The organism is Blastococcus sp. SYSU DS0669, from assembly GCF_054050895.1.
The window spans coordinates 129,811-151,814 of sequence record NZ_JBJHAE010000006.1 but is presented as its reverse complement, the minus strand read 5'-3'; the positions used below and the strand labels follow the sequence as shown (position 1 = coordinate 151,814).

Genomic DNA, 22,004 nt, shown 5'->3' with positions numbered 1-22,004 from the left:
CGTAAAACAACACAAGCACAACGACGAAGCCACACATTCGGACACCGTCGACCGTCCCGGAGGGCCCGTGCTCTATCCCGAGGAGCGCCAGCAGGCGATCGCGGCGCTGGTGACCGATCGCGGCCGGCTGGCCGTCGCCGCCCTGGCCGAGGAGTTCGGCGTGACCACGGAGACCGTCCGGCGCGACCTCGCCGTCCTCGAGCGGGCCGGCACGCTCCGCCGGGTGCACGGCGGAGCCGTGCCGGCCGGCGCCCTCACCCTGGTCGAGCCGGGCCTCGGCGAGCGGCACCGCACGCACAGCGACGAGAAGCGCGCGATCGCCGCGGCGGCCCTGGCTCTCCTGCCCGGCGCGGAGGGCAGCATCGTCCTGGACGGCGGGACGACGACGGCCGCCCTCGCCGAGCTCCTGCCCGCCGACCGCCGGCTGCTCGCCGTCACCTCCTCGGTCCCCATCGCCTCTCGGCTCTCCGGGACCGGCGGCGTCACGCTGCACGTGCTGGGAGGTCGCGTCCGCGGCGTCACCCAGTGCGCGGTGGGCGAGACGACCGTCCGGGCCCTGGCCGAGCTGCGCGTCGACGTGGCGTTCCTCGGCGCCAACGGCATCACCCCCGACCACGGCTTCACCACGCCGGACGACGCCGAGGCGTCGGTCAAGCGGGCCATGGTGCGGGCCGGGCAGCGGGTCGTGGTGCTCGCCGACAGCAGCAAGCTGGGACGCGAGCACCTGGTGCGCTACGCCGCGATCGAGGACGTCGACGTCCTGGTCACCGACGAGAAGGCCGATCCCGGGGTGGTCGCCGAGCTGGAGAAGGCCGGCGTCGAGGTGGTGATCGCGTGACCGGCCCGCGGCGGCCCGGCCGGGTCGTCACCCTGACGGCCAACCCCAGCCTGGACCGGACCCTGGAGCTGCCCGGCCCGCTCGGCCAGGGCGGCATCGTGCGGCTGGCCGGGACCACCACCGAGCCGGGGGGCAAGGGGGTCAACGTGGCCCGCGCCCTCGCCGCGGCGGGCGGCGACGTGGTGTCGATCCTCCCGGCGGCGGCGTCGGACCCGATCGTCACGGCGCTGCGCGCCCTCGGCCTCGAGCTGGCCACCGTCCCCGTCCAGACCCCCGTGCGGACCAACTACACGCTGGTCGACCCGGCCGGCACGACGACGAAGCTGAACGAGCCGGGCGCCCCGCTCACCGAGGTCTCGCGGAGCGCGCTCAGCGGCGTCCTGCACGGGCACGCCGCAGCCGCGGAGTGGGTCGTCCTCTCCGGCTCCCTGCCGCCGTCGACGCCGGCCGACTGGTACGCCGACCTCGTCCGCTCGCTTCGGGACACCGGGGCGCGCATCGCCGTGGACACCAGCGAGGCACCCCTCGTCGCGCTGCTGTCCGCGGGGCCCGACGCCGCTCCCGACCTCCTGAAGCCGAACGCCGAGGAGCTGGCCCAGCTGGCCGGTCTCACCGAGGAGGAGGTGCTGCGCGACCCGGCCGCGATGCTCGCCGCGGTGCGCTCGCTGCACGATCGCGGTGTCGCCGAGGTGCTGCTCACGCTCGGCGCGGACGGCGCGCTCCTCTCCACGGCCGACGGCGAGCTCTGGTCCGCCCGTCCGCCGCGGGTGACCGTCCGCAGCACGGTCGGCGCCGGCGACTGCAGCCTCGCCGGCCACCTCCTCGCCTCCCTGGCCGGCGCGCCGCCGGCCGAGCGGCTGCGCAACGCCGTCGCCTACGGAGCGGCCAGCGCGTCGCTCCCCGGATCCGCCGTCCCCACCCCGGCCCAGGTGGACGGTCCGGCCGTACGGGTCACCGCCGGGCTACCCGGCAGCACGAGTCCCACCGTCCCGAACCCCGTCCCGGCCGTCGGCCGGGACGCCCTCTGACTCCTCCGGGAGAGGCCCATGCCCGCACTGATCACTCCCGACCTGGTGGCGCTCGACGCCGATCTCGGGCCGGACAAGGCCGCGGTCGTCCGCCGGCTGGCCGAACTGGTCGCCGCCGCCGGCCGGGCCACCGACGCCGACGCCCTGCAGGCCGACGTCCTGGCCCGCGAGGCGCAGGCGGCGACCGGCCTGCCCGGGGGCATCGCGATCCCGCACTGCCGCTCCGAGGCGGTGACCGAGCCGTCGCTCGCCTTCGCCCGCCTCTCCCCGAAGGTGGACTTCGGCGCCCCCGACGGCCCGGCCGACCTCGCCTTCCTCATCGCCGCCCCCGCGCACGGCGATGCCGACCACCTCACCCTGCTGACCGCCCTGGCGCGGGCCCTGGTGCGGCCGGAGTTCGTCGCCTCGCTGCGGTCGGCGACCTCGGACGCGGAGATCGTGGCCCTCGTGGAGGAGGTCGTCTCCCCGGCGCCCGCGGCGGCACCGGCCGGGGCGACCGCGGGCTCGGCGGCGACCGCGCCTGCCACCGCTCCCGCCGGAGGGCCGCCGTCGGAGCCCGCTGCCCGCAGGAGCGTCGTCGTGGTCAGCGCCTGCCCCACGGGCATCGCGCACACCTACATGGCCGCCGACAAGCTGGCCGCCGCCGGCGAGGCCGCCGGCGTCGACGTCCACGTCGAGACGCAGGGCTCCTCGGGCTCCACCCCGCTCGACCCGGCCGTCATCCGCGCCGCCGACGCCGTGATCTTCGCCGTCGACGTCGGGGTCCGCGACCAGGACCGGTTCGCGGGCAAGCCGCTCGTGCAGAGCGGCACCAAACGGGCCATCAACGAGCCCGACGTGATGATCCGCGAGGCGCTGGCCGCCGCGCACGACCCGGACGCACGCCGCGTGTCCGGCAGCGCGTCGGGCGCCGCGGCCCCGTCCGGCGCCGGGGGGCGTCCGGGAACGGCCACCGAGATCCGCCGCTGGCTGCTCACCGGCGTGAGCTACATGATCCCGTTCGTCGCCGCGGGCGGCCTGCTCATCGCGCTGGGGTTCGCGCTCGGGGGCTACCAGATCGTCAGCGGCAACCCCGACGCCGAGGGCCAGAGCTACGCCCTGAGCTGGGTGCTGAACAACTCGCTGCTCGACCTCCCGGTCGGCCAGAGCACCGAGGAGCTCCGGTTCGGCATCCTCGGCTACCTCGGCGCGGTCTGCACGGTCCTCGGGCAGGCGGCGTTCGCCTTCCTCGTCCCGGCCCTCGCCGGCTACATCGCGTACGCCATCGCCGACCGGCCGGGCATCGCGCCCGGCTTCGTCGTCGGCGCGGTTTCGCTGACCGTGGGCGCCGGCTTCCTCGGCGGCCTGGTGGGCGGCATCCTCGCCGGCCTGGTGGCCCTGTGGATCAGCCGCTGGAAGCTGCCCTCCGGCGTGCGGGGGCTCCAGCCCGTCGTGATCATCCCGCTCCTCGCGACGCTGATCTCCAGCGGCATCATGGTCATGCTGCTGGGGCGCCCGCTCGCGGCGGCGCTCGAGGGGCTGGGGAACTGGCTCAACGGCCTCAGCGGGTCCTCGGCCATCCTGCTCGGGATCATCCTCGGCCTGATGATGTCCTTCGACCTGGGTGGACCGGTCAACAAGGCGGCGTACCTCTTCGCCACCGCCGGCCTGGCCTCGCAGACCAGCGGCTCGTTCACGATCATGGCGACCGTGATGGCCGCCGGGATGGTGCCCCCGCTGGCCATGGCGCTCAGCACCGCGATCCGCTCGAGGCTCTACACGGCCGCGGAGCGGGAGAACGGCAAGGCGGCCTGGCTGCTCGGCCTCTCGTTCATCTCCGAGGGGGCCATCCCCTTCGCCGCGGCCGACCCCGTCCGGGTCATCCCGTCGATGATGCTCGGCGGCGCGACCACCGGTGCCATCGTCGCCGTCCTGGGGATCGAGGCGCGGGCTCCGCACGGCGGGGTGTTCGTCTTCTTCGCGATCAGCAACGTCCTGCTGTGGCTGCTGGCCATCGCCATCGGCGCCGTCGTGGGTGGCATCGCGGTCACGCTCGCCAAGAGCTTCGGGCGCAGCGATCCCGACGACGCCCCGGAGGACGCCGTCGACCTGGCGCACGCGCACAACCCGACCCCCGTGGGGGGGGGGGGGGGGGCGGGCGGGGGGGGGCGGGCGCGTCCCCCACCCCCCCCCCCCCACCCCCCCCCCCGCCCCCCCCCCCCCCCCCCCCCCCCCCCCCCCCCCCCCCCCCCCCCCCCCCCCCCCCCCCCCCCCCCCCACGGCCTGACCGCCAGGAGAAGAACCCCCTCGCCCCCCAGCGCTCGCACGCTCGCGATGGGACCCTGCGAGGGCGCCGCCTCCCCCAGCACGACAGCGAGAAGAGGACACATGCCCAGTCAGACCGTGACCGTCGGCTCCCGGGTGGGGCTGCACGCCCGCCCGGCCGCGCTGATCGCCGAGGCCGTCGGGAAGGCCGGGGTGCCCGTCACCCTCGCCACCCCCGGCGGCAACCCGGTCGACGCCGGTTCGCCGTTGATGATCATGACCCTCGGCGCGAAGCAGGGCTCGGAGGTGATCGTCGCCAGCGAGGACCAGGCCGCGCTGGACCGCATCGCGGACCTCGTCGCCCAGGACCTCGACGCGGAGTGACCCGAGACGGCGACGACGCCCTCCCCGCGCGGGTGGGCGCCGTCGCCGTCGTCCATGATCAGGTGACCTGATCGTGGCGTGTCCTCCCTCAGCGCGTGCGGTGAGGGAGGACACCGGGGGATCAGGTCACCTGATCATCGCCGGGGTCAGGACTGGTCGGGGCGCGGCACGTCACCGCGCCAGGCACCGGTCTCGGTGCCGCGGCTCTCGATGAACTCCTTGAACTTCTTCGCGTCGGCCTTGACCTGCCGGTCGTCGAAGCCGAGCGCGGCGCCGGCCTTCTCGACCAGCCCGGTGGGCTCCCAGTCGATCTGGATCATGACGCGGGTCTTGGCGTCGTCCAGCCGGTGGAACGTCACCACGCCCGCGTGCTTGGCATCGCCGCTGGTGCTGGTCCAGGCCACCCGCTCCTCGGGGTGCTGCTCGGTGATCTCGGCGTCGAACTCGCGCTTCACGCCGTCGATGTTGGTGACCCAGTGGGTGTGGGTCTCGTCGATCTGCGTGATCCTCTCGACACCGCCCATGAACTTCGGGAAGGTCTCGAACTGCGTCCACTGGTCGTAGGCGACGCGGATCGGGACGTCGACGTCGACGGACTCCTGCACGCTGGCCACGTTCTCAGCTCCTCGTATCGCTTGTTCGGTCGGGCCGCCACCTACCCCGCGCCGGCGGGGCCGACACGTGGTCCGCGCTGCTCAGCGCAGCGCGGCCGCGATGCTCCCGCGCACCGGCCGGTCCGCCACCAGCAGCATCTGGGCCAGGTGGTAGGCGTCCGGCTGCCCGGCCCAGGTGCCCTCGGCGACCTCTCCGGTGGGGGTCAGCTCGTGGTGCCAGCTCCCCGTGGCGGGGTCGGCGAACCGCTCCTCCCCGTGCACCCGCCAGCGCTCGGCCAGCCCCCGGTAGCGCTCCTCACCGGTGACCCTGGCCAGGACGGCGGCGGCCGCGACCGCCTCGCAGAGCACCCAGTGCATGCGCGCGCCGACGACCGGCCGGTCGTCCCAGTCCAGCGTGTACGGGAAGCCCTCGCGCCCGTCGGCGGCCCACCCCCGCCTCGCCGCCGCGTCGAAGAGCGCGACGGCGTCCTCGAGCAGCCAGGACGGCGGATCGGGCAGGGCGGCCCGCAGGTGCAGTGCGAGGCGGGCCCACTCGAACTGGTGCCCGACCGTGACGCCGTAGGGCTGGAACGGGTCGGCCGGGCGGTCGCGGTTGTGGTCGGGCAGCGGCTCCCACGCGGCGGTGAAGTGCTCGGGCAGGCGCCAGGCCCGCTCGCGGGCGAAGCCGTGCACGATCCGCTCGGTGCTGCGCAGCGCCTGCCCGCGCAGCCGGTCGGCGAGGGCGGTGTCGTCGACCGCGTCGGCGGCGGCGAGCACCGCCTCGACGCCGTGCATGTTCGCGTTGGCCCCCCGGTAACCGGACAGCCGCGTCCAGCCGGCGTCCCACTCGTCGACCGCGAGCCCGGCGTCGGCGTCCCAGAAGCGGTCCTGCCAGACGGCGACGGCCTCGTCGAGCAGGCCGCGGCCGCCGTCGGCCCCCGCGGTGGTCGCCGTCGCGCCGGCGAGGACGACGAACGCGTGCACGTAGGCGGCCTTGGCGTCGTCGTCCCCCGTCGCGCGCCACCCGCCGTGCACGGCGTCGTGGAGCGGGCCGGAGCGCAGCGCGGCGACGCCGTGCCGGACCAGTTCGTCCGCCCCGGGCCGGCCGAGGAGCGCGGCCAGCCCGAAGACGTGGGTCATCCGGGCGACGATCCACGTCTCCTGCGGCCGCGGCAGCACCGCCCCGTCCGAGCCCAGGTAGCCGAACCCGTCGGGCAGCCGCGACCGCGCCGCGAAGTCCAGCAGCCGGTCGAGGTCGGTCCGCGCAGCCCTCACGCCCTCATCCTGGCCCGCCCGGCCGCACGAGGCCCGTCTCGTAGGCCCGGACGACGGCCTGCACCCGGTCGCGGACCCCGAGCTTGGCCAGCAGCCGGGTGACGTGCGCCTTCACCGTGGCCTCCGTGACGACCAGGTGGGCGGCGATCTCGGCGTTGGAGAGGCCCTGGGCGACCAGCAACCAGACCTCGCGCTCGCGCGGGCTGAGGCCGGCGACCGGCTGCGGCGGGGCGATCGCCGCCCGGAGGTGCCGCTCGATCAGCCGGCGGGTGACGGCGGGGGCCAGCAGCGCCTCGCCCTCGGCGACGGTGCGCACGGCGTCGACCAGCCGGCCGGGCGGCGCGTCCTTCAGGAGGAAGCCCGCCGCACCGGCCTCGAGCGCGCGGAAGACGTACTCGTCGAGGTCGAAGGTGGTGAGCACCAGCACCTGGGGGCTCCCGGGCTCCCGGCGGAGCCGCCGGGTCGCCTCGATCCCGTCCAGGCGCGGCATGCGCACGTCCATGACGACGACGTCGGGGCGCAGCCGCAGCGCCAGCTCCACCGCCTGCACCCCGTCGGCGGCCTCGCCGACCACCTCGACGTCGCCGGCCTCGAGCAGTCCCGTGATGCCGGACCGGACCAGGGCGTGGTCGTCGGCGACGACCACGCGCAGCCGCTCGCTCACGGTGCCGTCACCGGGAGGACGGCGCGGACCGACCAGCCGCCGTCGGGCTCGGGACCGACGGCGAGCGATCCGCCGTAGACGCGGACCCGCTCGCGCATCCCGGGCAGCCCGTGACCGCCCCCGCGCAGCCCTTCCGGCGCGAGCTCCGGCCCGGCGGCGCCGGCCCGGCGTCCGGAGTCGCGGACCGTCACGGTGACCGTGTCCCCGCGCCGGGCGACGGCCACGGCCGTCCGCGCGCCGGGGGCGTGCCGGAGCACGTTGGTCAGCGACTCCTGCACGATCCGGTAGACCGCCAGCGACGGGCCGTCGGGCACCGGCTGGTCCACGGCGACGTCGAGGGCGACGTCGAGCCCGGCGCCGCGGGCCTCGTCCACCAGGTCGGGCAGCCGCTCGATGCCCGGCTGCGGCACGTAGACCGCCTCGCCCTCCCGCAGGACGTCGAGCAGGTGCCGCATCTCGGCCATCGCCTCCGTCGCCGTGCGACGCGCCATGCCGATGTGGTCGCGCGCGCGGTCGGGATCGCGGCCGACGAAGAGCTCGGCCGCGCCGGTCTGCAGGACCACGACCGACACCGCGTGCGCGACGACGTCGTGCAGCTCCCGCGCGATGCGGGCCCGTTCGGCGGCGACCGCCCGCCCGGCGGCGTCGGCCGAGCTCTGCTCGGCCCGCAGGGCGGCCAGGGCGCGGTGGTGGACGACGCGCCCGCCGGTCCAGGCGCCGGCGACGAAGAAGAACAGCAGGATGACCGAGCGCGGCTGCGTCGCCTCGACGCCGAAGTAGCCGAGCTGCCCCGCCGCACCCATCGCGATCACGGGCACCAGGCCCAGGCCGACGGCGGCCGGTAGGGGGGCGACGTGCACCGCGACGGTGAAGGCGGCGAGCAGCAGGCTGGGGAAGGGCGTGAACGTCGCCGCCGCCTCCGCCGTCGCCGCGTGCACCACCAGGGCGACCGACACCACGACGGTGACCGAGCCGGGGAACCTCCGGCGCAGCGCGAGGGGCAGCGTCGCGACCAGCACGAAGAGGGTGGCCGGCGTCGCGGCCAGCTCCGGGGAGAGGAGCACCTCCAGCAGTCCCCAGACGGCCAGCCCGGCGGCGACGGCGACGTCCAGCCCGCTGGTCCAGCGGGGGACCGACGCGGCGGCGACCGCGGGGTGCACCGCGGGGGCCGGGCCCGGAGCCCCGTCTGCGGTCGTGGTCACGGAGGGGAACCTACGGCTCGCCACCGGACCCCGGCGTCCACCTCGGGGCGACACCGGGGTTCGACCAAGGTCGACACCGGCGTTGCGACCCCGCGGCGCGCGATGTGGACCCGCGGCCGATGCCGGGCGGGGCCGGACGCTCCTAGCTTTCTCGGCGACGGCCTGACCAGGCGCTTTCCACGACCCGAGGAGCTCCCGTGACCACCCTCTCCCCCTCCGCCCGAACCACGACCGCACGGCGCCCCGACCGCGCCGCCGGCATCGCGACGCTCGTCGCCGCCGGCATCTCGGTCGCCGTCGGCGTGACCCAGGTGCTGTACCCGCAGGACACCGACCCCGCCATCGACCCGCGGACCGCCGCCATGCTCGTCGGCACCAGCGTCATGCTCTGGGCGCTGCCGGTCCTCTACCTCCGGCTGGCCGCGCTGGGTGGCTCCCGCCGGGCCGCGCAGGTCGCCTCGGCCGGGACGGTGCTCCTGTCGGCCGGGATGCTGTCGAGCGCCATCAACGGGGAGGACCTCTCCTTCTTCCCCGCGGTGGCGCTCGTGGCGAACGCCCTCTGGTTCCTCGGATCGGCCGGCCTGGCCGTCTCCCTCCGGCGTGGCCGTCAGGTGCCCCGACCGATCGTCGCGCTCCTGCCCCTGGTGACGCCGGTCTTCCTGCTCCTGTCCCAGCTCGGGGGCGGTGTGCCGGTGGGCGCGTACCTGGCCGTCGTCGGCTGGCTGATGCTGCGCGGGCAGCTCGCCGGCCGCGGCTGACCCCGCAGGGCCCTGGCGGTCCCCGCGCCTCGGGCGGGGACCGCTACCGCGCTGCCGGCCGGTCGGCCGCGAGGCCCAGCGCCAGTCGCACGGTGGCCACCATGATCACCACGAGCCCGAGCAGGTGCACCGCCCCGGCGGCGATGTTCGGCCCGTCCGCCGCCACCAGGTCCAGCACCACCAGGACCAGGAGGGCGACGAGGACGACTCCTCCCACCCGCCGGGGACCGCCGACCGCGCTCTCTCCCGGCGAGGCCAGGAGGAGCACGGCGGCGGCGAGGGCCAGCGCATGGCCGGTGAACTGGGCCAGCGACGGCGCGAGGCCCTGCTCGGGCCCCGGCCGGCTCCCGCTGACGACGATGGCCACGCCGCTGCAGAGCGCGAAGAGCAGCAGCAGGACGAGAGCCGTCCGACGTCGATCCACGGAGCCACCCTCCCGCGCGCGCCGGTCAGAAGGCCAGCGCCGCGCCCGGATCGTGCAGCAGCGCCCCCACGTCGGCCAGGAACCTCGACCCCAGCTCGCCGTCGACGATGCGGTGGTCGAAGCTCAGCGCCAACTGGGTCACCTGCCGGGGGCGGACCTTGCCCTTGTGCACCCACGGCAACTCCCGCACGGCGCCGAAGGCGAGGATCACCGACTCCCCGGGGTTGAGGATCGGCGTCCCGGTGTCGACCCCGAAGACGCCCACGTTGGTGATGGTGAGCGTGCCGCCGGTCATGTCGCCCGGGGCGGTGCGCCCGGCCCGCGCCGTCTCGGTCAGCTCGGCCAGCGCGCCGGCGAGCTCGGCCAGGGAGAGCCGGCCGGCGTCCTTGATGTTGGGCACCACCAGCCCGCGAGGCGTGGCCGCGGCGATGCCGAGGTTGACCTGGCCGTGGACGACGATCTCCTGCGCCGCCTCGTCCCAGGAGCTGTTCACCATCGGGTGCCGCTGGGCCGCCAGGAGCACCGCCTTGGCCACGAACAGCAGCGGGCTGACCTTCACCCCGGCGAGCTCGGGCCGGGCGGCCAGCCGGCTGCGCAGCTTCATCATCCGGGTGACGTCGACGGTCAGGAACTCCGTGACGTGCGGGGCGGTGAAGGCGCTGGCCACCATCGCGGCCGCGGTGGCCTTGCGGACCCCCTTGACCGGGATCCGCTGCTCCCCGGCGGTGCCCGCGACGGGGGCCTGGGCGCCGGCGCCGTCGGCCCGCGCGGCGACGGCGGCGTCGACGTCGGCCCGGGTGATGCAGCCGTCGGTGCCCGTCCCCGAGACCGTGGTCAGGTCCACGCCGAGATCCTTGGCGTACTTGCGCACCGGCGGCTTGGCCAGCGGGCGGGGTCCGCGCCGGCCGGGGGCGGACCCGCGCGACGGCGCGGCCTCCTCACGGCGGGCGGCGGCCTCGGCCTGGCGGCCGACCTCCAGCCCGCCGTGGCGCACCGGCTTGCTGCGCATGTCGGGGGCCGTGGCCAGCAGCGGCGGGCCGTCGTCGGAGGGCAGGGGCGGCCGGTCGGTGCCGCCTGAGCCGTAGTCGGCGCCGGGCAGCGCGGTGGCGCGGGCGGCGGCCGCGGCGCCCGAGCGGCGCGGCCGGCGGCGGGCCTCGGTCGTCCGCGGGCCGTAGCCGACCAGCACGGCGGTGCGCCCACCCGGGGCGGCCCCGCCGATCAGCCCCGCGGCCGGCTCCTCGCCGGTCGCGGCGCCCTCGCCGGCCGGCTCCGCCGCCGGGGCGTCGCCGCCCACGTCGACGGTGATGATCGGCTCCCCGACGTCGACCGTCGTGCCGGCCTCGTGCAGCAGCTCGACGACGGTGCCGGCCCACGGTGAGGGCAGCTCGACGGCGGCCTTCGCCGTCTCCACCTCGCACAGCGGCTGGTTGACGGTGATGGTGTCGCCGACGGCCACGAGCCACTGGAGGATCTCGCCCTCGGTGAGCCCCTCACCGACGTCGGGCAGCTTGAACTGTCGCTGGGCCACGGCTCAGAACTCCATCGCGCGGTCGACGGCGTCCAGCACCCGGTCGAGGTCGGGGAGGTACTCCTCCTCCAGCTTCGACGGCGGGTAGGGGGTGTCGAAACCCCCGACCCGCAGCACCGGCGCCTCCAGGGAGTGGAAGCAGGTCTCGGTCACCCGGGCGGCGATCTCCGCGCCGAGCCCGAGGGTGACGGGCGCCTCGTGGACGACGACGCAACGGCCGGTGCGACGCACCGACTCGAAGACCGGCTCGAGGTCCAGCGGGGAGACGGTGCGCAGGTCGACCACTTCCAGCGAGCGCCCCTCGCCAGCGACCGCCTCGGCGGCCTGCAGCGCCGTCTTCACCATGGGGCCGTAGGCGAGCACCGTGACGTCGTCGCCGCCGCGGACCACGCGGGAGGCGAACAGCGGGTCGGGGGTGGCGTCGGTGTCGACCTCGGCCTTCTCCCAGTACCGCCGCTTGGGCTCCAGGAAGACGATCGGGTCGGGGTGGGCGATCGCCTGCTGGATGCCCCAGTAGGCGTCGACCGGGTTGCTGACCGCGACCACCTTGAGCCCGGCGGTGTGCGCGAAGTACGCCTCGGGGCTCTCGCTGTGGTGCTCGACGGCCCCGATGCCGCCGCCGAAGGGGATGCGGATGACGATCGGCATCGGCAGCCGGCCCTTCGACCGGGCGTGCATCTTGGCCACCTGGGTGACGATCTGGTTGTAGGCGGGGAAGACGAACCCGTCGAACTGGATCTCGCAGACCGGCCGGTAGCCGCGCATCGCCAGCCCGACAGCGGTGCCCAGGATCCCGGCCTCGGCCAGGGGCGTGTCGACCACACGGGCCTCACCGAAGTCCTTCTGCAGGCCGTCGGTGATGCGGAAGACACCGCCCAGCTTGCCGATGTCCTCCCCCATGAGCACGACCTTGGCGTCGTCCTCCATGGCCTTGCGCAGGCCGAGGTTCAGTGCCTTGCCGATGGTCAGGGTCTCGGTGCTCATTCGCCGGCCTCCTCGAAGCTCGCGCGGTAGGCGACGAAGTCGTCGCGCTGGGCGGCCAGCCACGGGGTCTGCTCCGCGTAGACGGAGTCGAACATCGCCGTCGGTTCGGGGTCGGGCATGTCGACGGTGCCGCTGCGGATCCGCACGGCGAGCTCGTCGGCCTCGCGCTCCACGCGGTCGAAGAACGCCGCATCGGCCTTGTCGTGCCGGGAGAGGTGGGCCTTCAGCCGGGCGATCGGGTCGCGCAGCTTCCACTCCTCCAGCTCGCTGGCCAGCCGGTACCGGGTGGGGTCGTCTGAGGTGGTGTGCGCGCCCATCCGGTAGGTGAACGCCTCGATGAAGGTCGGCCCCTGGCCCTCGCGCGCGGCCTGGAGCGCCTGCCGAGTCACGGCCAGGACGGCGAGGACGTCGTTGCCGTCGACCCGGACGCCGGGGAAGCCGAAGCCGGCCGCGCGCCGGTACAGCGGGACGCGCGACTGCCGCTCGAGCGGGACGCTGATCGCGTACTGGTTGTTCTGGCAGAAGAAGACGACGGGGGCCGAGAAGCTCGCCGCCCAGATCATCGCCTCGTTGACCTCGCCCTGGCTGGTGGCGCCGTCGCCGAGGAAGGCCAGCGCCGCGCTCTCGGCGCCGTCGCGCTGCAGCCCCATGGCGTAGCCGGTGGCGTGCAGGGTCTGCGCGCCGATGACCACGGTGTAGAGGTTGAAGCCGGTGGCCACCGGGTCCCAGCCGCCGTTGTCCACGCCGCGGAACAGGCTGATGACGTGCAGCGGGTCGACGCCGCGGGTCCAGGCGACGCCGTGCTCGCGGTAGGTCGGGAAGGCCATGTCGGAGGCGGCCATCGCGCGGCCGGCGCCGATCTGCGCGGCCTCCTGGCCCAGCAGCGAGGCCCAGATGCCCAGCTCGCCCTGGCGCTGCAGCGCGGTCGCCTCGACGTCCCACCGGCGGACCAGCACCAGGTCGCGGTAGAGGTCGCGCAGCTCCTCGTCGGAGATCTCCAGCGAGTAGTCGGGGTGCTCGACCCGCTCGCCCTCGGGCGTGAGCAGCTGGACCAGCTGCGTCCGCTGCGGCAGGTGGGGGGCGTCGGCCCCCGGGACGGGGTCGACCATCTCGGTGGTCTCTGGCAACGCTGTCACCGGTCGCGCTCCTCGCCGTCGGCCACCGCCACCGGGGTCACCGGCGGCGCGGTGGTGCTGGACGTTGCGGCCCGCCGGGTGTGGCGGCCCTCACACATCCTGGCACGGCCTCCCCGCTGCTGACCAGCCCGGGCGGGGGCGATCTGCGCAGGGGTGGTCGAGGGAGTTGCGCAGAAAGCTGCCCGCGCACGGCCGGGAGCTGACAGACTGCCCAGCGTGCCGGAGATCGACGCCACCGACGCGCGGCTGCTGCTGGCCCTCACGGAGGACCCGCGGGCCAGCGTCATGGCGCTGTCGCAGCGGCTCGGCCTGGCCCGCAACACCGTGCAGAGCCGGCTGGCCCGGCTGGAGGGCAACGGCGTGCTCGGCCCGCTGGACCAGCGGGTCCGCCCGGAGGCCCTCGGGTACCGGCTGACCGCCTACATGTCGGTGCAGGTGGCGCAGCGCGGGCTGGCCGAGGTCAGCGGCGCGCTCGCCGGGCTCCCCGAGGTGCTCGAGGTGACCGGCCTCTCGGGCGCCACCGACCTGCTGGTGCACGTCGCGGCCACCGACGCCGACCACCTGTGGCGGATCACCGAGGCGGTGCTGGCCATCCCCGGCGTCCAGCGGGTGGACACCGCCCTGGCGATGCGCCGGTTCGTCGAGCGGCGCGTGGGCCCGCTGCTGCACCGCGCCGCCGGCACCGGCTAGCGGGGCCGGCGGATCCGCACGGGTCCTCGGGCGGTCCGGACGTCGACCACCTCGCCGCCCTGGGTCACCTCGACGGTCCCCGCGTCCGCGAGGCGGCCGGCCGCGCGGCGCGCTTCGGGCATCAGGTCGCGCCAGCCCTCGGGATCGAGCGCCCGAGCAGCCTCGGAAGGGCAGATGGAGGCCTCCGCGCGACGCTGCCCGAGCAGCTCGCCGATGGTGCGCTCCAGCTCGGCGCCGACGTCGTCCACCTGCCCAGCGTGGCCGTGCCCGAGCGGCTCCGCCAGGGGTGCCGGTCTCCGTGGCCCGGGCGAGGACGCGGTCGGTGGGTGGGGCCGCTTCCGGGCGGGTATCGGGCCGCACATGGCGAAGCGGACCCCGGTAGGGCGCACCGGCAAGGGCAGGCGCGGCATCAGCACGCTGGGCTGGGCGCTGAGGGGGGCGGCCGCCGGCGCGGCCGGCACGACGGCGCTCAACGCCGTCACCTACCTGGACATGGTGGTGCGCGGCCGGGGCAGCAGCTCGACGCCCGAGCGGACCGTCGAGAAGCTCGCGGAGGCGGCGCACGTGCCCATCCCGGGCGACGAGCAGACCCGGCAGAACCGCATCCAGGGGCTCGGGCCCATGACGGGGCTGGTGGCCGGCGTCGGGGTCGGCGTGGTCGGCGGGCTGGCGCGCGCGGCGGGTCTCCTGTCGGCCAAGCCCGTCGGTGTCGCCCTCACCGCGCTGGGCGCCATGGTGGCGGCCAACGGCCCGATGACCGTGCTCGGCGTGACCGACCCGCGCACCTGGTCGACGACCGACTGGCTCAGCGACCTGGTGCCGCACCTGGCCTACGGCGTCGTCGTCAAGACCACGATCGACGCGTTCGACCGCCCGTGACGGCGCCCGGCGATGACCAGGTCCCCTGATCGTGGAGCGTCCTCCCTCAGCGCCCACGGTGAGGGAGGACACCGCATGATCAGGTTCCCTGATCGTGGCCCGGGGGGAGAGCGGGTCAGCGCCAGCCGCGGTCGTCCACACCGCCGGGCACCGGCGCGGCGGGGTCGTACGGGGTGCGGGTGAAGACGAAGGTGTCGAGCTCCAGGTGGTCGTCGGCGATGCGCAGCCTCTCCCCCGCGAAGTAGCCGTCCAGCCCCCGCCAGGTGCCGTCCTCGGCCGACGCGAACCGGCTGGCCCGGCCCGGCCGCCCGGGCAGCGGGCCCAGGTGCAGCAGCCCGCCGCTGACCGAGCGCAGGAGGTAGGGCGCGGGCCCCCAGAACCAGACACCGAGGGTCTCCAGGGGCACCGGCGAGGGGGCGGGCACCCACGGCTCGACGACCCGCGGCTCGGCGGCGCGCAGGTCGGCCAGCAGGCCGAACACCAGCGGGTCCAGGCCGCTGGTCGTGTTGGCCAGCGAGACCGCGCCGGTCTGCTCCTCGCGGTCGACGAAGACGCCGGCCAGGAAGCCGGGCATCGAGCCGCCGTGGCCCACCAGCGTCCGCCCGTCGACCCGCACCACCTGCACGCCCAGCCCGTAGGAGGACCAGCCGGGCGCGGAGGAGTCCACCCCGGCGGGCACGGTCATCTCCTCCAGCGTCGCCGGGTCGAGCACGTCCGCGGTGTCGCCGAGGAGGAACGCGGCGAACCGGCCGAGGTCGGCCAGCGTCGCCCACAGCTGCCCGGCGGCCGCCATCACGCCGGCGTGGTGCTCGGGTTCGGGCAGCACGACGTCGGCCCAGGGGTGCACCGCCCGTCCCTCGGCGGCCGGGGCCACCGGGCGGGGAGTCGTGCGCGCCATGCCCAGCGGCGCCAGCACCTCGGCGGTGACGACGTCGTCCCAGGACGAGCCGCGCAGCCTCGCGACGAGCTCGCCGAGCAGGCCGAAGCCGAGGTTGGAGTAGTGGAACCGGCGCGCGGCGCCGAGGACGACCTCGGTCTCCGCCAGCCCCAGCTCCTCCAGCGACCCGCCCGGTGTCCGCTCCCACCAGCCGCCGGGGCTCTCCGCCGAGGCGCCGGCGAGGTGGGAGAGCAGCTGCCCGACCGTGCGGTCGCCGAACGGCGTGCCGGTCAGGTGGCGCTCCAGCGGGTCGTCCAGCCCCAGCCGGCCCTCGTCGCGCAGCCGCATGACGACGACGGCCGTCACGGTCTTGCTGATCGACCCCAGCCGGTACTGGACGTCCGTGTGCGGCCCGGGCACCTCCCCGCGGCCGGCCGACCACGCCAGCCCGCCGTCACGGACCACGCCGGCGACGAGGCCGGGAGACCGGCCGTCGCGCTGGACCCGGGCCGTGCGGGCGAGCAGGAGGCGGGCGGTCGAAGGCAGCACGGGCTCGGGCATGACGGCGACCGTAGCGACCGGCCGGGCCCGGTGGCTCAGGCGGCCAGCGCCTCGCGCGCGGGCAGCGCGCCGGTGCGGGTGGCCCACCGCTCGAACCAGACGGTGGCCAGCGGCGGCACCGAGGCGGCCAGCGCGAGCAGCGTCGTGGGCAGCGACCAGCGCAGCACCCGGGCGGCGACCAGGGCGACGAGGACGTAGACGACGAAGACGCCGCCGTGGATGGGCCCGAACACCTGGACGCCCACCTCGGAGGTCTGCAGCACCCACTTCACGAACATCCCGGCCAGCAGGCCGACCCAGGTGATCGCCTCGGCGACGGCGACGATGCGGAAGGCGGCGGTGACGGTGCGCGGGTTCAACGGGGCGTCCTCGGGTCGGGGGCGGGATCCGGCAGGTGAACGAGCGGGCCGCCGGCGACGTCCCCGGGCGGGGGTGTGACGTACGCGGCAGCCGGCCCGGTGGCAGGGTCGGCAGCGTGCGCGGACTGGCCCGGCGGGAGTTCTGCCTGGTGCTGCTGCGCCGGATGGCCGACGTCCGGCCCGACCTCACCGCCGCCGCCCTGCCCCGGCTCGGGGCGACCCGGGCGGAGGCCCACGCCGCGCACACCCGCTGGCAGGCGCTGCAGCACTCCCGGCGGGCCCCGCGCGGGCTGGCCCTGCGCACCGCGGTCCTCGGCCCCCCGGAGGAGCTGGAGGACCGGCGCGTCGGCGACCTCGACGTCCAGGTGCGGCGCTGGCCGCTCCCGCTGTGGCCGCACCAGTGGTGGGAGGTCGTCAGCGGCCCCGGGGGCGCCGTGCTGCACGAGCACCTCGCCCGGGCGCCGGGGTCACCGGTACCCCGGGCCCGCCCGCGTCGCCTGCTCGTGTGGGAGCACGTGCTCGACGACGTCGTCGGGTTGCCGGGCGCCCGCGGGGTCGACACCGGCGTGCCCACCCGCTCCGAGGTGCGGCTGCCGGGTGGGGTGCGGGCGGTGTTCGTCTGGGGGCTGCTGCAGCAGGTCAGCGGGTCGGGCGCGACCTGAGCGGCTGCCGGGCGTCACCCCGCGATGCGCCGGGCCCCGGCGTAGCCGCCCATCGAGTCGATGCTGGCCACCTTGACCACGTCGCCCGAGGTCGGCGCGTGCACCATCTGGCCGTTGCCGATGTAGATGCCCACGTGGCTGACCGGGCTGTAGAAGAAGACCAGGTCGCCGGGGCGCAGATCGTCGCGGGAGACCGCCTGGCCGACGCCCGCCTGGTTCCGGCTGGCGCGCGGCAGCGCGATCCCGGCCGCCCGGAAGGCGTAGGAGGTCAGACCCGAGCAGTCGAACGCGCCGGGACCCGTCGCCGCCCACACGTAGGGCTTGCCCCGCTGCGCCATGGCGGTGTCGACCGCGATCTGCGCGGCGCGGCTGTCGGCCGCCACGGGAGCGGACGGCGCGGCTGCCACCGCCTCCCGCTCCCCGCGGCTGGCGCGCTGGGGCTCCCCGCCGCGCTCCTCGGCGTGGTGCGCCTCGGCCACGGCCTGGCGCTCGGCGGCGCTCAGTCGGTCGAACTGGGCTCGGAACTCGTCGACCTGCTCCTGCAGCTCGGCCTGCTGGCCGGCGATGGAGTCGTAGGCGGCCTTCGCCTGGGCGGCGGCCTGCTGCGCTGCGGCCTGGGCCTGGGCGGCGGCCACGTTCGCCTCGGCGGCCCGGGTGAGCACCACGCCCTGGTGCCCGGAGATCGTCTCGAGCGTGCTCACGCGGCTGACGAACTCGTCGGCCGAGTCGCTGGTGAGCAGGGCCTGGAAGGAGCTCAGACCCTCGCCGGTCCAGGCGCTGCGGGCGATGCCGCGCACCTGCTCCTGGGCGCGGGCCAGGTCCGCGGTGGCCTGCTGGAGCTGGGCGGCGGCCGCCTCGGCGGTGGCCTGCTGGGCCGCCAGTGCATCCCGTGCCGCGTTGAACTCCTCGGTGACGACCTCGAGCTGGTGGCCGCGCTCGGCGACGAGCCGGGCCGCCTCACCGGACGTGGCGGGAGAGCCGGGAGCCGCGGCGGCGGGCACCGTGGCGAGCAGGATGCCGACCGTGCCGGCCAGGGCCAGCCCCACCCGCCCGGCGGTGCGGCGGCGGGCGGGTGTGCGCAGGGGGGTCGCCATGGTGCGGCGGCTCTCCGATCTCGTCCACGGCCGCCTGCCAGGACCGGCCGGGCGCCCCCGTGCGGCGGAACGGACGGGTCCGTCCCGCCACGACGCTGCGACGGTCCCCGGTCCGGCAGCCCGCGGGTACGCGGGTCCGGCTCGACGGCGCCCGGCGGGGGTCACTCGGCAGTGACGGAAAGCCCCGACGGACCTACTCACCGTAGGCGGCGTGACCCGGTCGTGACAATGCCGCGAACCACATTCGTGTAGTTCTTCCCGGGTCACGTCACAGCAGCCCCACCCGACGCCGGGCGGACGCGGCCGGGGGCGGTTTCGGCACGGCCCCGCGGGACCACTACCGGAGGATGGATCGCCGTGAGCCCCTCGAGTGATCCGCAGCGCGGGAGCCGGTCGTCCCGGGCGGTCGGCGCGCTCCGCGACCTCGTCCGGGGCGTGCGCGCCCGGCTGCGGGGACGCGACCTCATGCTCATCGCCGCCGGGCTCACCTTCTACGCCGGCATCGCCGTCGTCCCCCTGGTGGTGCTCGCCTTCGGGCTGACCGCCTGGCTCACCTCCCCGGAGCGGGTGCGGGAGCTCGGCGACCGGCTCGGCGACCTGCTGCCCGGCGCGCTCGGCGCCCCGGACGCCGTCGAACGGCTGGTCCAGGCCGGCGCGGGGCTGGACCCGCTGGGCGCCCTGCTGGCCCTGCTGCCCATGTCCTTCTACGGCGAGGGGCTCCGGCGCGCCCTCCTGCGCTTCTCCGCACGGCACGCCCGGCACGAGGGGCACACCGCCTGGCGCGGCCGGCTCGCCGCCCTGCCGCTGCTGCTGCTCGCCCCGGTGCTGCTCTACCCGCTGCTGCTCGCCGCGGCGCGGATGGCCGACCTGGCCGAGCGCGGGGGCGTGGCGGCCACGGTCGGGCAGGTGGCGCTCGGCTACTACGCGGTGCTGGCCGCGCTCACCCTGCCGCTGGCCTGGGGGTTCCGGGTCGTCGGCGGCGGCCGCGTGCGGTGGCGGTCGCTGCTGGTCGGCGCGCTGTTCACCGCCGCCTGCCTGTCCGGCTTCCTGCAGGGGTTCGTGCTGTTCCTGGCGCTGCCGCTGGACCTCGGCGCGCCGTTCGGTGACCTGGACGTCGTGGGCGGCGTGGTCGCGCTCGCGCTCTGGCTGTTCCTCCTCCACCTGGTCGTCCTGCTGGGCTGGCTGACCACCCAGACGCTGGACGAGCTGGTGGACCGCCGCTCAGCGTCGCGGCGGCGGATAGGGGAACCGGTCGAGCCAGGTCTCGACCGGGCCTAGCTCCGGGTCGTCGGGCACCGCAGGGTCACCGGTCCCGGGATCCGGCTCGGGCACGACCGGCGGGGCCGGTGGCGGCGGCACCGGCTCGGGCGCGCGCTCGGGAGCCGGCGGGGGCGGCGGGGGCGGCGGCGGGGGCGGCACGTAGCGGGAGCCGTTGCTGACGAGGACGGCGACGACCTGTCCCGGCACGGCGCGCCCACCCGCCGGCGGGCTGGTCCCCACGAGCTGCCCCTGGGCCAGCTCGCTGTCCACCCGCACCACGCGGGGGAGGAAACCGGCGGCCTCGAGCACGTCCTGGCACCGGGACGGCTCCCCGCAGGAGGGGACGCGGATCGTGTTGCCGCGCACCACCGCTGGGTCCGCGGGCGGGAAGTCGCTGCTGCCCCGCGCGGTGAGGACGGGCGCCATCGCGTCGTGCCAGATGGTGGCGCCCTTGTCGCCGCCGAAGCCGCCGACGTCCTGGCTCTCCTTGGGGTTGAACACCATGACGCTGGCCGCGATCTCCGGCGTGTAGCCCACGAACGCCACCGAGACGTTGTCCTGCGTGGTGCCGGTCTTGCCCGCGATCTGGTGACCCGGCACGTACGCGCGCCGGCCGGTCTGCCCGCCGGATCCCGGCTCGACGTCCTTGCGCAGCATCTGGTTCAGGGTGTTCGCGACCCCGGCGGGGATGGCCTCGGGCGTGCAGCGATCGCCGTCGACCAGCGGCTCGCCGTCGTCGCCGAGGACGGGCTCGCCCTCGCGGTCGAGGATCCCGGTCACCGGGACGACGTCGCACCGGGTGCCCGAGGCCGCCAGCGTGGAGTAGGCGCTGGCCAGCCCCAGCGGGCTGGTCGCCTCCGGGCCGAAGGCGAAGGAGCCGTTGTTCTCGTCGACGGTGCGCTGCGCCAGGCCCTGCGGGCCGTGCTCGTAGAGCCCCATGCGCTCGGCCATGCGCACCGGTTCCTCGACGCTGCCGAGCGCGTCCTCGAGGGCGAGGAAGTAGGTGTTGGAGGACTGGTAGAGGGCTGTGGTCAGGTCCAGGGTCGCCCGGTAGCTACCCGAGTTGCGGACGTCGTAGAACCCGTCGCCCTCCCGGTACACGCGCGAGACGTAGGGGCTCGGCGCGGTGAGCGTGTACTCCGTGGAGTAACCGCGGGCCAGCGCCGCGGCGGCCACGAACACCTTGTAGGTGGAGCCCGCGCCACGGCTCGGGAGGGCGTTGAGGTTCACCGACTCCTGCCGCCGGTCCGCCTCGTCGTGGCCGTAGATCCGGTTGACGCTCATCGCCAGCAGGTGCCCGGTGCCCGGCTCGACCGCGGTGAAGGTGGCGGCCAGCGGGCTCTCCAGCGGCTGGTTGGCGAGCACCGCGGCGTCACCGGCGCGCTGCAGGTCGGCGTCCAGCGTGGTCTGGATGACGTAGCCGTTGCGCTCGAGGTCGTCCTGGGTCAGCCCCAGCTCGTCGATCAGGTACTGCTGGACGAAGTCGCAGACGTAGGCACCCACGGTCGCCTCGACGCAGCCGCGGGGCGGCGCCGGGGCCGGGGCCAGGCCGAGGGGGGCGGCCGAGGCCTCCTCCTGCTGCTCAGGGCTGATGTACCCCTGCTCAGCCATCCGGGCGAGCACCTGGTTGCGCCGGACGGTCGCGCCCTCGGGGTCGGTGAAGGGGTCGTGGTCCTTGGGGCTCTGCACCAGGCCGGCCAGCAGCGCCGCCTGGGGCAGGGTCAGCTGCGCGGCGTCGACGCCGAAGAACGCCCGGGCCGCGGGCTGCACCCCGTAGGCGTTCTGCCCGAAGTAGACGATGTTGAGGTACCGCGTGAGCAGCTCGTCCTTGGTGTAGGCCGACTCCATCGCCAGGGCCAGCCGGGCCTCGCGCAGCTTGCGGCCGAAGGTCTTCTCGGTGGCGGCGTTCCGCTCGTCCTGGGTGCGCGCCGACTGCAGCAGGGTCTGCTTGACCAGCTGCTGGGTGAGGGTGGACCCACCCTCCTCGACCTCGCCGGCGGCGATGTTCGTGACCAGGGCGCGCGTCGTCCCCTGCACGTCGAGGCCGCCGTGGTCGTAGAAGCGCGCGTCCTCGACGGCGACCAGCGCCTGCCGCATGACCTCGGCGATCTGGTCGAAGGCGACCGGCTCGCGGTTCTCCCGGTAGAAGGAGGTGATCAGCTCACCGTTGGCCGCGAGCACCACGGTGTTGCCCGCCGGCACCTCGACGGAGAACTCCTCCGGCGGGTCGCCGAGCAGGGCCGAGGAGCTGCGCGCGGCCAGGGCGGGCCCGCCGACCCAGGGGAGGAGCAGCCCGGCCAGCAGGACGCCGGCGAGCAGCACGGCGCCCGCGAGCGTGAGCAGGGTGCGACCCGGCCTCGTGCGCGACTCCATGACCCTCCTCCGGCTGTTCGTGCAGCTCAGCAGGGCCGATGGCGATCCACAACCACCCGCGCGGTGGCGCGTCAACCGGAACTCTCCCGTCCGCCTCCCGGTTCCCGCGCGTCACAGGGGGCCGCGGCGCCCCGGGGCAGGGGTTCCCCGGACCCCCCTCGTCGGCGCAGCGCCCACGGCGTTGGATGGGG

At 75.7% G+C, this 22,004-nt stretch carries 21 protein-coding genes; 8 read left to right on the top strand and 13 right to left on the bottom strand.

The genetic code is table 11. From position 1 onward, the window contains the following. Positions 1 to 67 precede the first annotated feature (67 nt). From ACI792_RS09215 to ACI792_RS09205, 3 genes are read left to right on the top strand one after another with little or no spacing between them, the layout of a single operon-like run. Positions 68 to 838, top strand: coding sequence for a DeoR/GlpR family DNA-binding transcription regulator (locus ACI792_RS09215; protein ID WP_456602334.1), 771 nt, complete (start codon positions 68 to 70; stop codon positions 836 to 838). Then, the gene (locus ACI792_RS09210) at positions 835 to 1,866 is read left to right on the top strand and encodes a 1-phosphofructokinase family hexose kinase (protein WP_456602333.1); all 1,032 of its coding nucleotides are present in this window, start codon (positions 835 to 837) and stop codon (positions 1,864 to 1,866) included. Before ACI792_RS09215 ends, ACI792_RS09210 begins: the two co-directional genes overlap by 4 nt. Before the next feature lie 18 nt (positions 1,867 to 1,884). Then, entirely contained in the window at positions 1,885 to 4,494 is a 2,610-nt protein-coding gene (locus ACI792_RS09205) for a fructose-specific PTS transporter subunit EIIC (protein ID WP_456602332.1), read from the top strand. Positions 4,495 to 4,640: 146 nt separating this feature from the next. On the opposite strand, the gene ACI792_RS09200 is transcribed toward ACI792_RS09205, so the two are convergent. From ACI792_RS09200 to ACI792_RS09185, 4 genes are all read right to left on the bottom strand, one after another. Continuing rightward, a complete protein-coding gene (locus ACI792_RS09200) occupies positions 4,641 to 5,108 on the bottom strand; it encodes an SRPBCC family protein (protein ID WP_456580405.1) in 468 nt (155 codons plus the stop codon). 81 nt (positions 5,109 to 5,189) lie between these two features. Continuing rightward, complete coding sequence (locus ACI792_RS09195) at positions 5,190 to 6,362, bottom strand: AGE family epimerase/isomerase (protein ID WP_456602331.1); 1,173 nt, start codon at positions 6,360 to 6,362, stop codon at positions 5,190 to 5,192. A 4-nt stretch (positions 6,363 to 6,366) separates the two neighbouring features. Further along, positions 6,367 to 7,026, bottom strand: a complete 660-nt coding sequence (locus ACI792_RS09190) for a response regulator (protein ID WP_456602330.1) — start codon at positions 7,024 to 7,026, stop codon at positions 6,367 to 6,369. Continuing rightward, on the bottom strand, positions 7,023 to 8,228 hold the full coding sequence (locus tag ACI792_RS09185) for a sensor histidine kinase (RefSeq protein ID WP_456602329.1): 1,206 nt from the start codon (positions 8,226 to 8,228) through the stop codon (positions 7,023 to 7,025). Before ACI792_RS09185 ends, ACI792_RS09190 begins: the two co-directional genes overlap by 4 nt. Positions 8,229 to 8,425: 197 nt before the next feature. Between ACI792_RS09185 and ACI792_RS09180 the strand changes: the two genes are divergently transcribed. Beyond that, positions 8,426 to 8,986 (top strand): hypothetical protein, encoded by a 561-nt coding sequence (locus ACI792_RS09180; protein WP_456602328.1) that lies wholly within the window; start codon positions 8,426 to 8,428, stop codon positions 8,984 to 8,986. A 43-nt stretch (positions 8,987 to 9,029) separates the two neighbouring features. Here ACI792_RS09180 and ACI792_RS09175 read toward each other — a convergent pair whose 3' ends face one another. The 4 genes from ACI792_RS09175 to pdhA are packed head-to-tail and all read right to left on the bottom strand — an operon-like array spanning position 9,030 to position 13,058. Beyond that, positions 9,030 to 9,410 carry a hypothetical protein gene (locus tag ACI792_RS09175; protein ID WP_456602327.1) on the bottom strand — a complete coding sequence of 127 codons (381 nt, stop codon included), beginning with the start codon at positions 9,408 to 9,410 and terminating at the stop codon, positions 9,030 to 9,032. A gap of 25 nt (positions 9,411 to 9,435) precedes the next feature. Further along, positions 9,436 to 10,938: a dihydrolipoamide acetyltransferase family protein gene (locus ACI792_RS09170; RefSeq protein ID WP_456602326.1), complete on the bottom strand. Its 1,503-nt coding sequence runs from the start codon at positions 10,936 to 10,938 to the stop codon at positions 9,436 to 9,438. A 3-nt stretch (positions 10,939 to 10,941) separates the two neighbouring features. Continuing rightward, positions 10,942 to 11,922 carry an alpha-ketoacid dehydrogenase subunit beta gene (locus ACI792_RS09165; protein ID WP_456602325.1) on the bottom strand — a complete coding sequence of 327 codons (981 nt, stop codon included), beginning with the start codon at positions 11,920 to 11,922 and terminating at the stop codon, positions 10,942 to 10,944. Then, entirely contained in the window at positions 11,919 to 13,058 is a 1,140-nt protein-coding gene (gene pdhA / locus ACI792_RS09160) for a pyruvate dehydrogenase (acetyl-transferring) E1 component subunit alpha (RefSeq protein WP_456602324.1), read from the bottom strand. The genes ACI792_RS09165 and pdhA overlap by 4 nt, the downstream gene beginning before the upstream one ends. Before the next feature lie 216 nt (positions 13,059 to 13,274). Between pdhA and ACI792_RS09155 the strand changes: the two genes are divergently transcribed. Further along, the gene (locus ACI792_RS09155) at positions 13,275 to 13,748 is read left to right on the top strand and encodes an Lrp/AsnC family transcriptional regulator (protein WP_456580399.1); all 474 of its coding nucleotides are present in this window, start codon (positions 13,275 to 13,277) and stop codon (positions 13,746 to 13,748) included. Here ACI792_RS09155 and ACI792_RS09150 read toward each other — a convergent pair. Next, entirely contained in the window at positions 13,745 to 13,996 is a 252-nt protein-coding gene (locus ACI792_RS09150) for a DUF3253 domain-containing protein (protein ID WP_456602323.1), read from the bottom strand. The genes ACI792_RS09155 and ACI792_RS09150 overlap by 4 nt on opposite strands. Positions 13,997 to 14,108: 112 nt before the next feature. On the opposite strand from ACI792_RS09150, the gene ACI792_RS09145 reads away from it, so the two are divergent. Then, positions 14,109 to 14,627 carry a hypothetical protein gene (locus ACI792_RS09145; RefSeq protein ID WP_456602322.1) on the top strand — a complete coding sequence of 173 codons (519 nt, stop codon included), beginning with the start codon at positions 14,109 to 14,111 and terminating at the stop codon, positions 14,625 to 14,627. A 115-nt stretch (positions 14,628 to 14,742) separates the two neighbouring features. Here ACI792_RS09145 and ACI792_RS09140 read toward each other — a convergent pair whose 3' ends face one another. Beyond that, on the bottom strand, positions 14,743 to 16,065 hold the full coding sequence (locus ACI792_RS09140; protein ID WP_456602321.1) for a serine hydrolase domain-containing protein: 1,323 nt from the start codon (positions 16,063 to 16,065) through the stop codon (positions 14,743 to 14,745). A gap of 35 nt (positions 16,066 to 16,100) precedes the next feature. After that, entirely contained in the window at positions 16,101 to 16,424 is a 324-nt protein-coding gene (locus ACI792_RS09135) for a DUF3817 domain-containing protein (RefSeq protein WP_456602320.1), read from the bottom strand. Positions 16,425 to 16,540: 116 nt separating this feature from the next. Between ACI792_RS09135 and ACI792_RS09130 the strand changes: the two genes are divergently transcribed. Continuing rightward, on the top strand, positions 16,541 to 17,086 hold the full coding sequence (locus tag ACI792_RS09130; RefSeq protein ID WP_456602319.1) for a hypothetical protein: 546 nt from the start codon (positions 16,541 to 16,543) through the stop codon (positions 17,084 to 17,086). A gap of 14 nt (positions 17,087 to 17,100) precedes the next feature. Here ACI792_RS09130 and ACI792_RS09125 read toward each other — a convergent pair whose 3' ends face one another. Beyond that, positions 17,101 to 18,180: a C40 family peptidase gene (locus ACI792_RS09125; protein WP_456602318.1), complete on the bottom strand. Its 1,080-nt coding sequence runs from the start codon at positions 18,178 to 18,180 to the stop codon at positions 17,101 to 17,103. Positions 18,181 to 18,537: 357 nt separating this feature from the next. Between ACI792_RS09125 and ACI792_RS09120 the strand changes: the two genes are divergently transcribed. After that, positions 18,538 to 19,458, top strand: coding sequence for a YhjD/YihY/BrkB family envelope integrity protein (locus tag ACI792_RS09120; RefSeq protein ID WP_456602317.1), 921 nt, complete (start codon positions 18,538 to 18,540; stop codon positions 19,456 to 19,458). On the opposite strand, the gene ACI792_RS09115 is transcribed toward ACI792_RS09120, so the two are convergent. Beyond that, positions 19,402 to 21,813, bottom strand: a complete 2,412-nt coding sequence (locus ACI792_RS09115; RefSeq protein ID WP_456602316.1) for a penicillin-binding protein — start codon at positions 21,811 to 21,813, stop codon at positions 19,402 to 19,404. The two genes, ACI792_RS09120 and ACI792_RS09115, sit on opposite strands and share 57 nt — an antisense overlap. Between the last annotated feature and the right edge of the window lie 191 nt (positions 21,814 to 22,004).

Coding starts and splice junctions, on each gene's coding strand:
- ACI792_RS09205 (WP_456602332.1), top strand. CDS start 1,885: ATGCCCGCACTGATCACTCCCGACCTGGTGGCGCTCGACGCCGATCTC.
- ACI792_RS09165 (WP_456602325.1), bottom strand. CDS start 11,922: ATGAGCACCGAGACCCTGACCATCGGCAAGGCACTGAACCTCGGCCTG.
- ACI792_RS09145 (WP_456602322.1), top strand. CDS start 14,109: ATGGCGAAGCGGACCCCGGTAGGGCGCACCGGCAAGGGCAGGCGCGGC.
- ACI792_RS09140 (WP_456602321.1), bottom strand. CDS start 16,065: ATGCCCGAGCCCGTGCTGCCTTCGACCGCCCGCCTCCTGCTCGCCCGC.
- ACI792_RS09125 (WP_456602318.1), bottom strand. CDS start 18,180: ATGGCGACCCCCCTGCGCACACCCGCCCGCCGCCGCACCGCCGGGCGG.
- ACI792_RS09115 (WP_456602316.1), bottom strand. CDS start 21,813: ATGGAGTCGCGCACGAGGCCGGGTCGCACCCTGCTCACGCTCGCGGGC.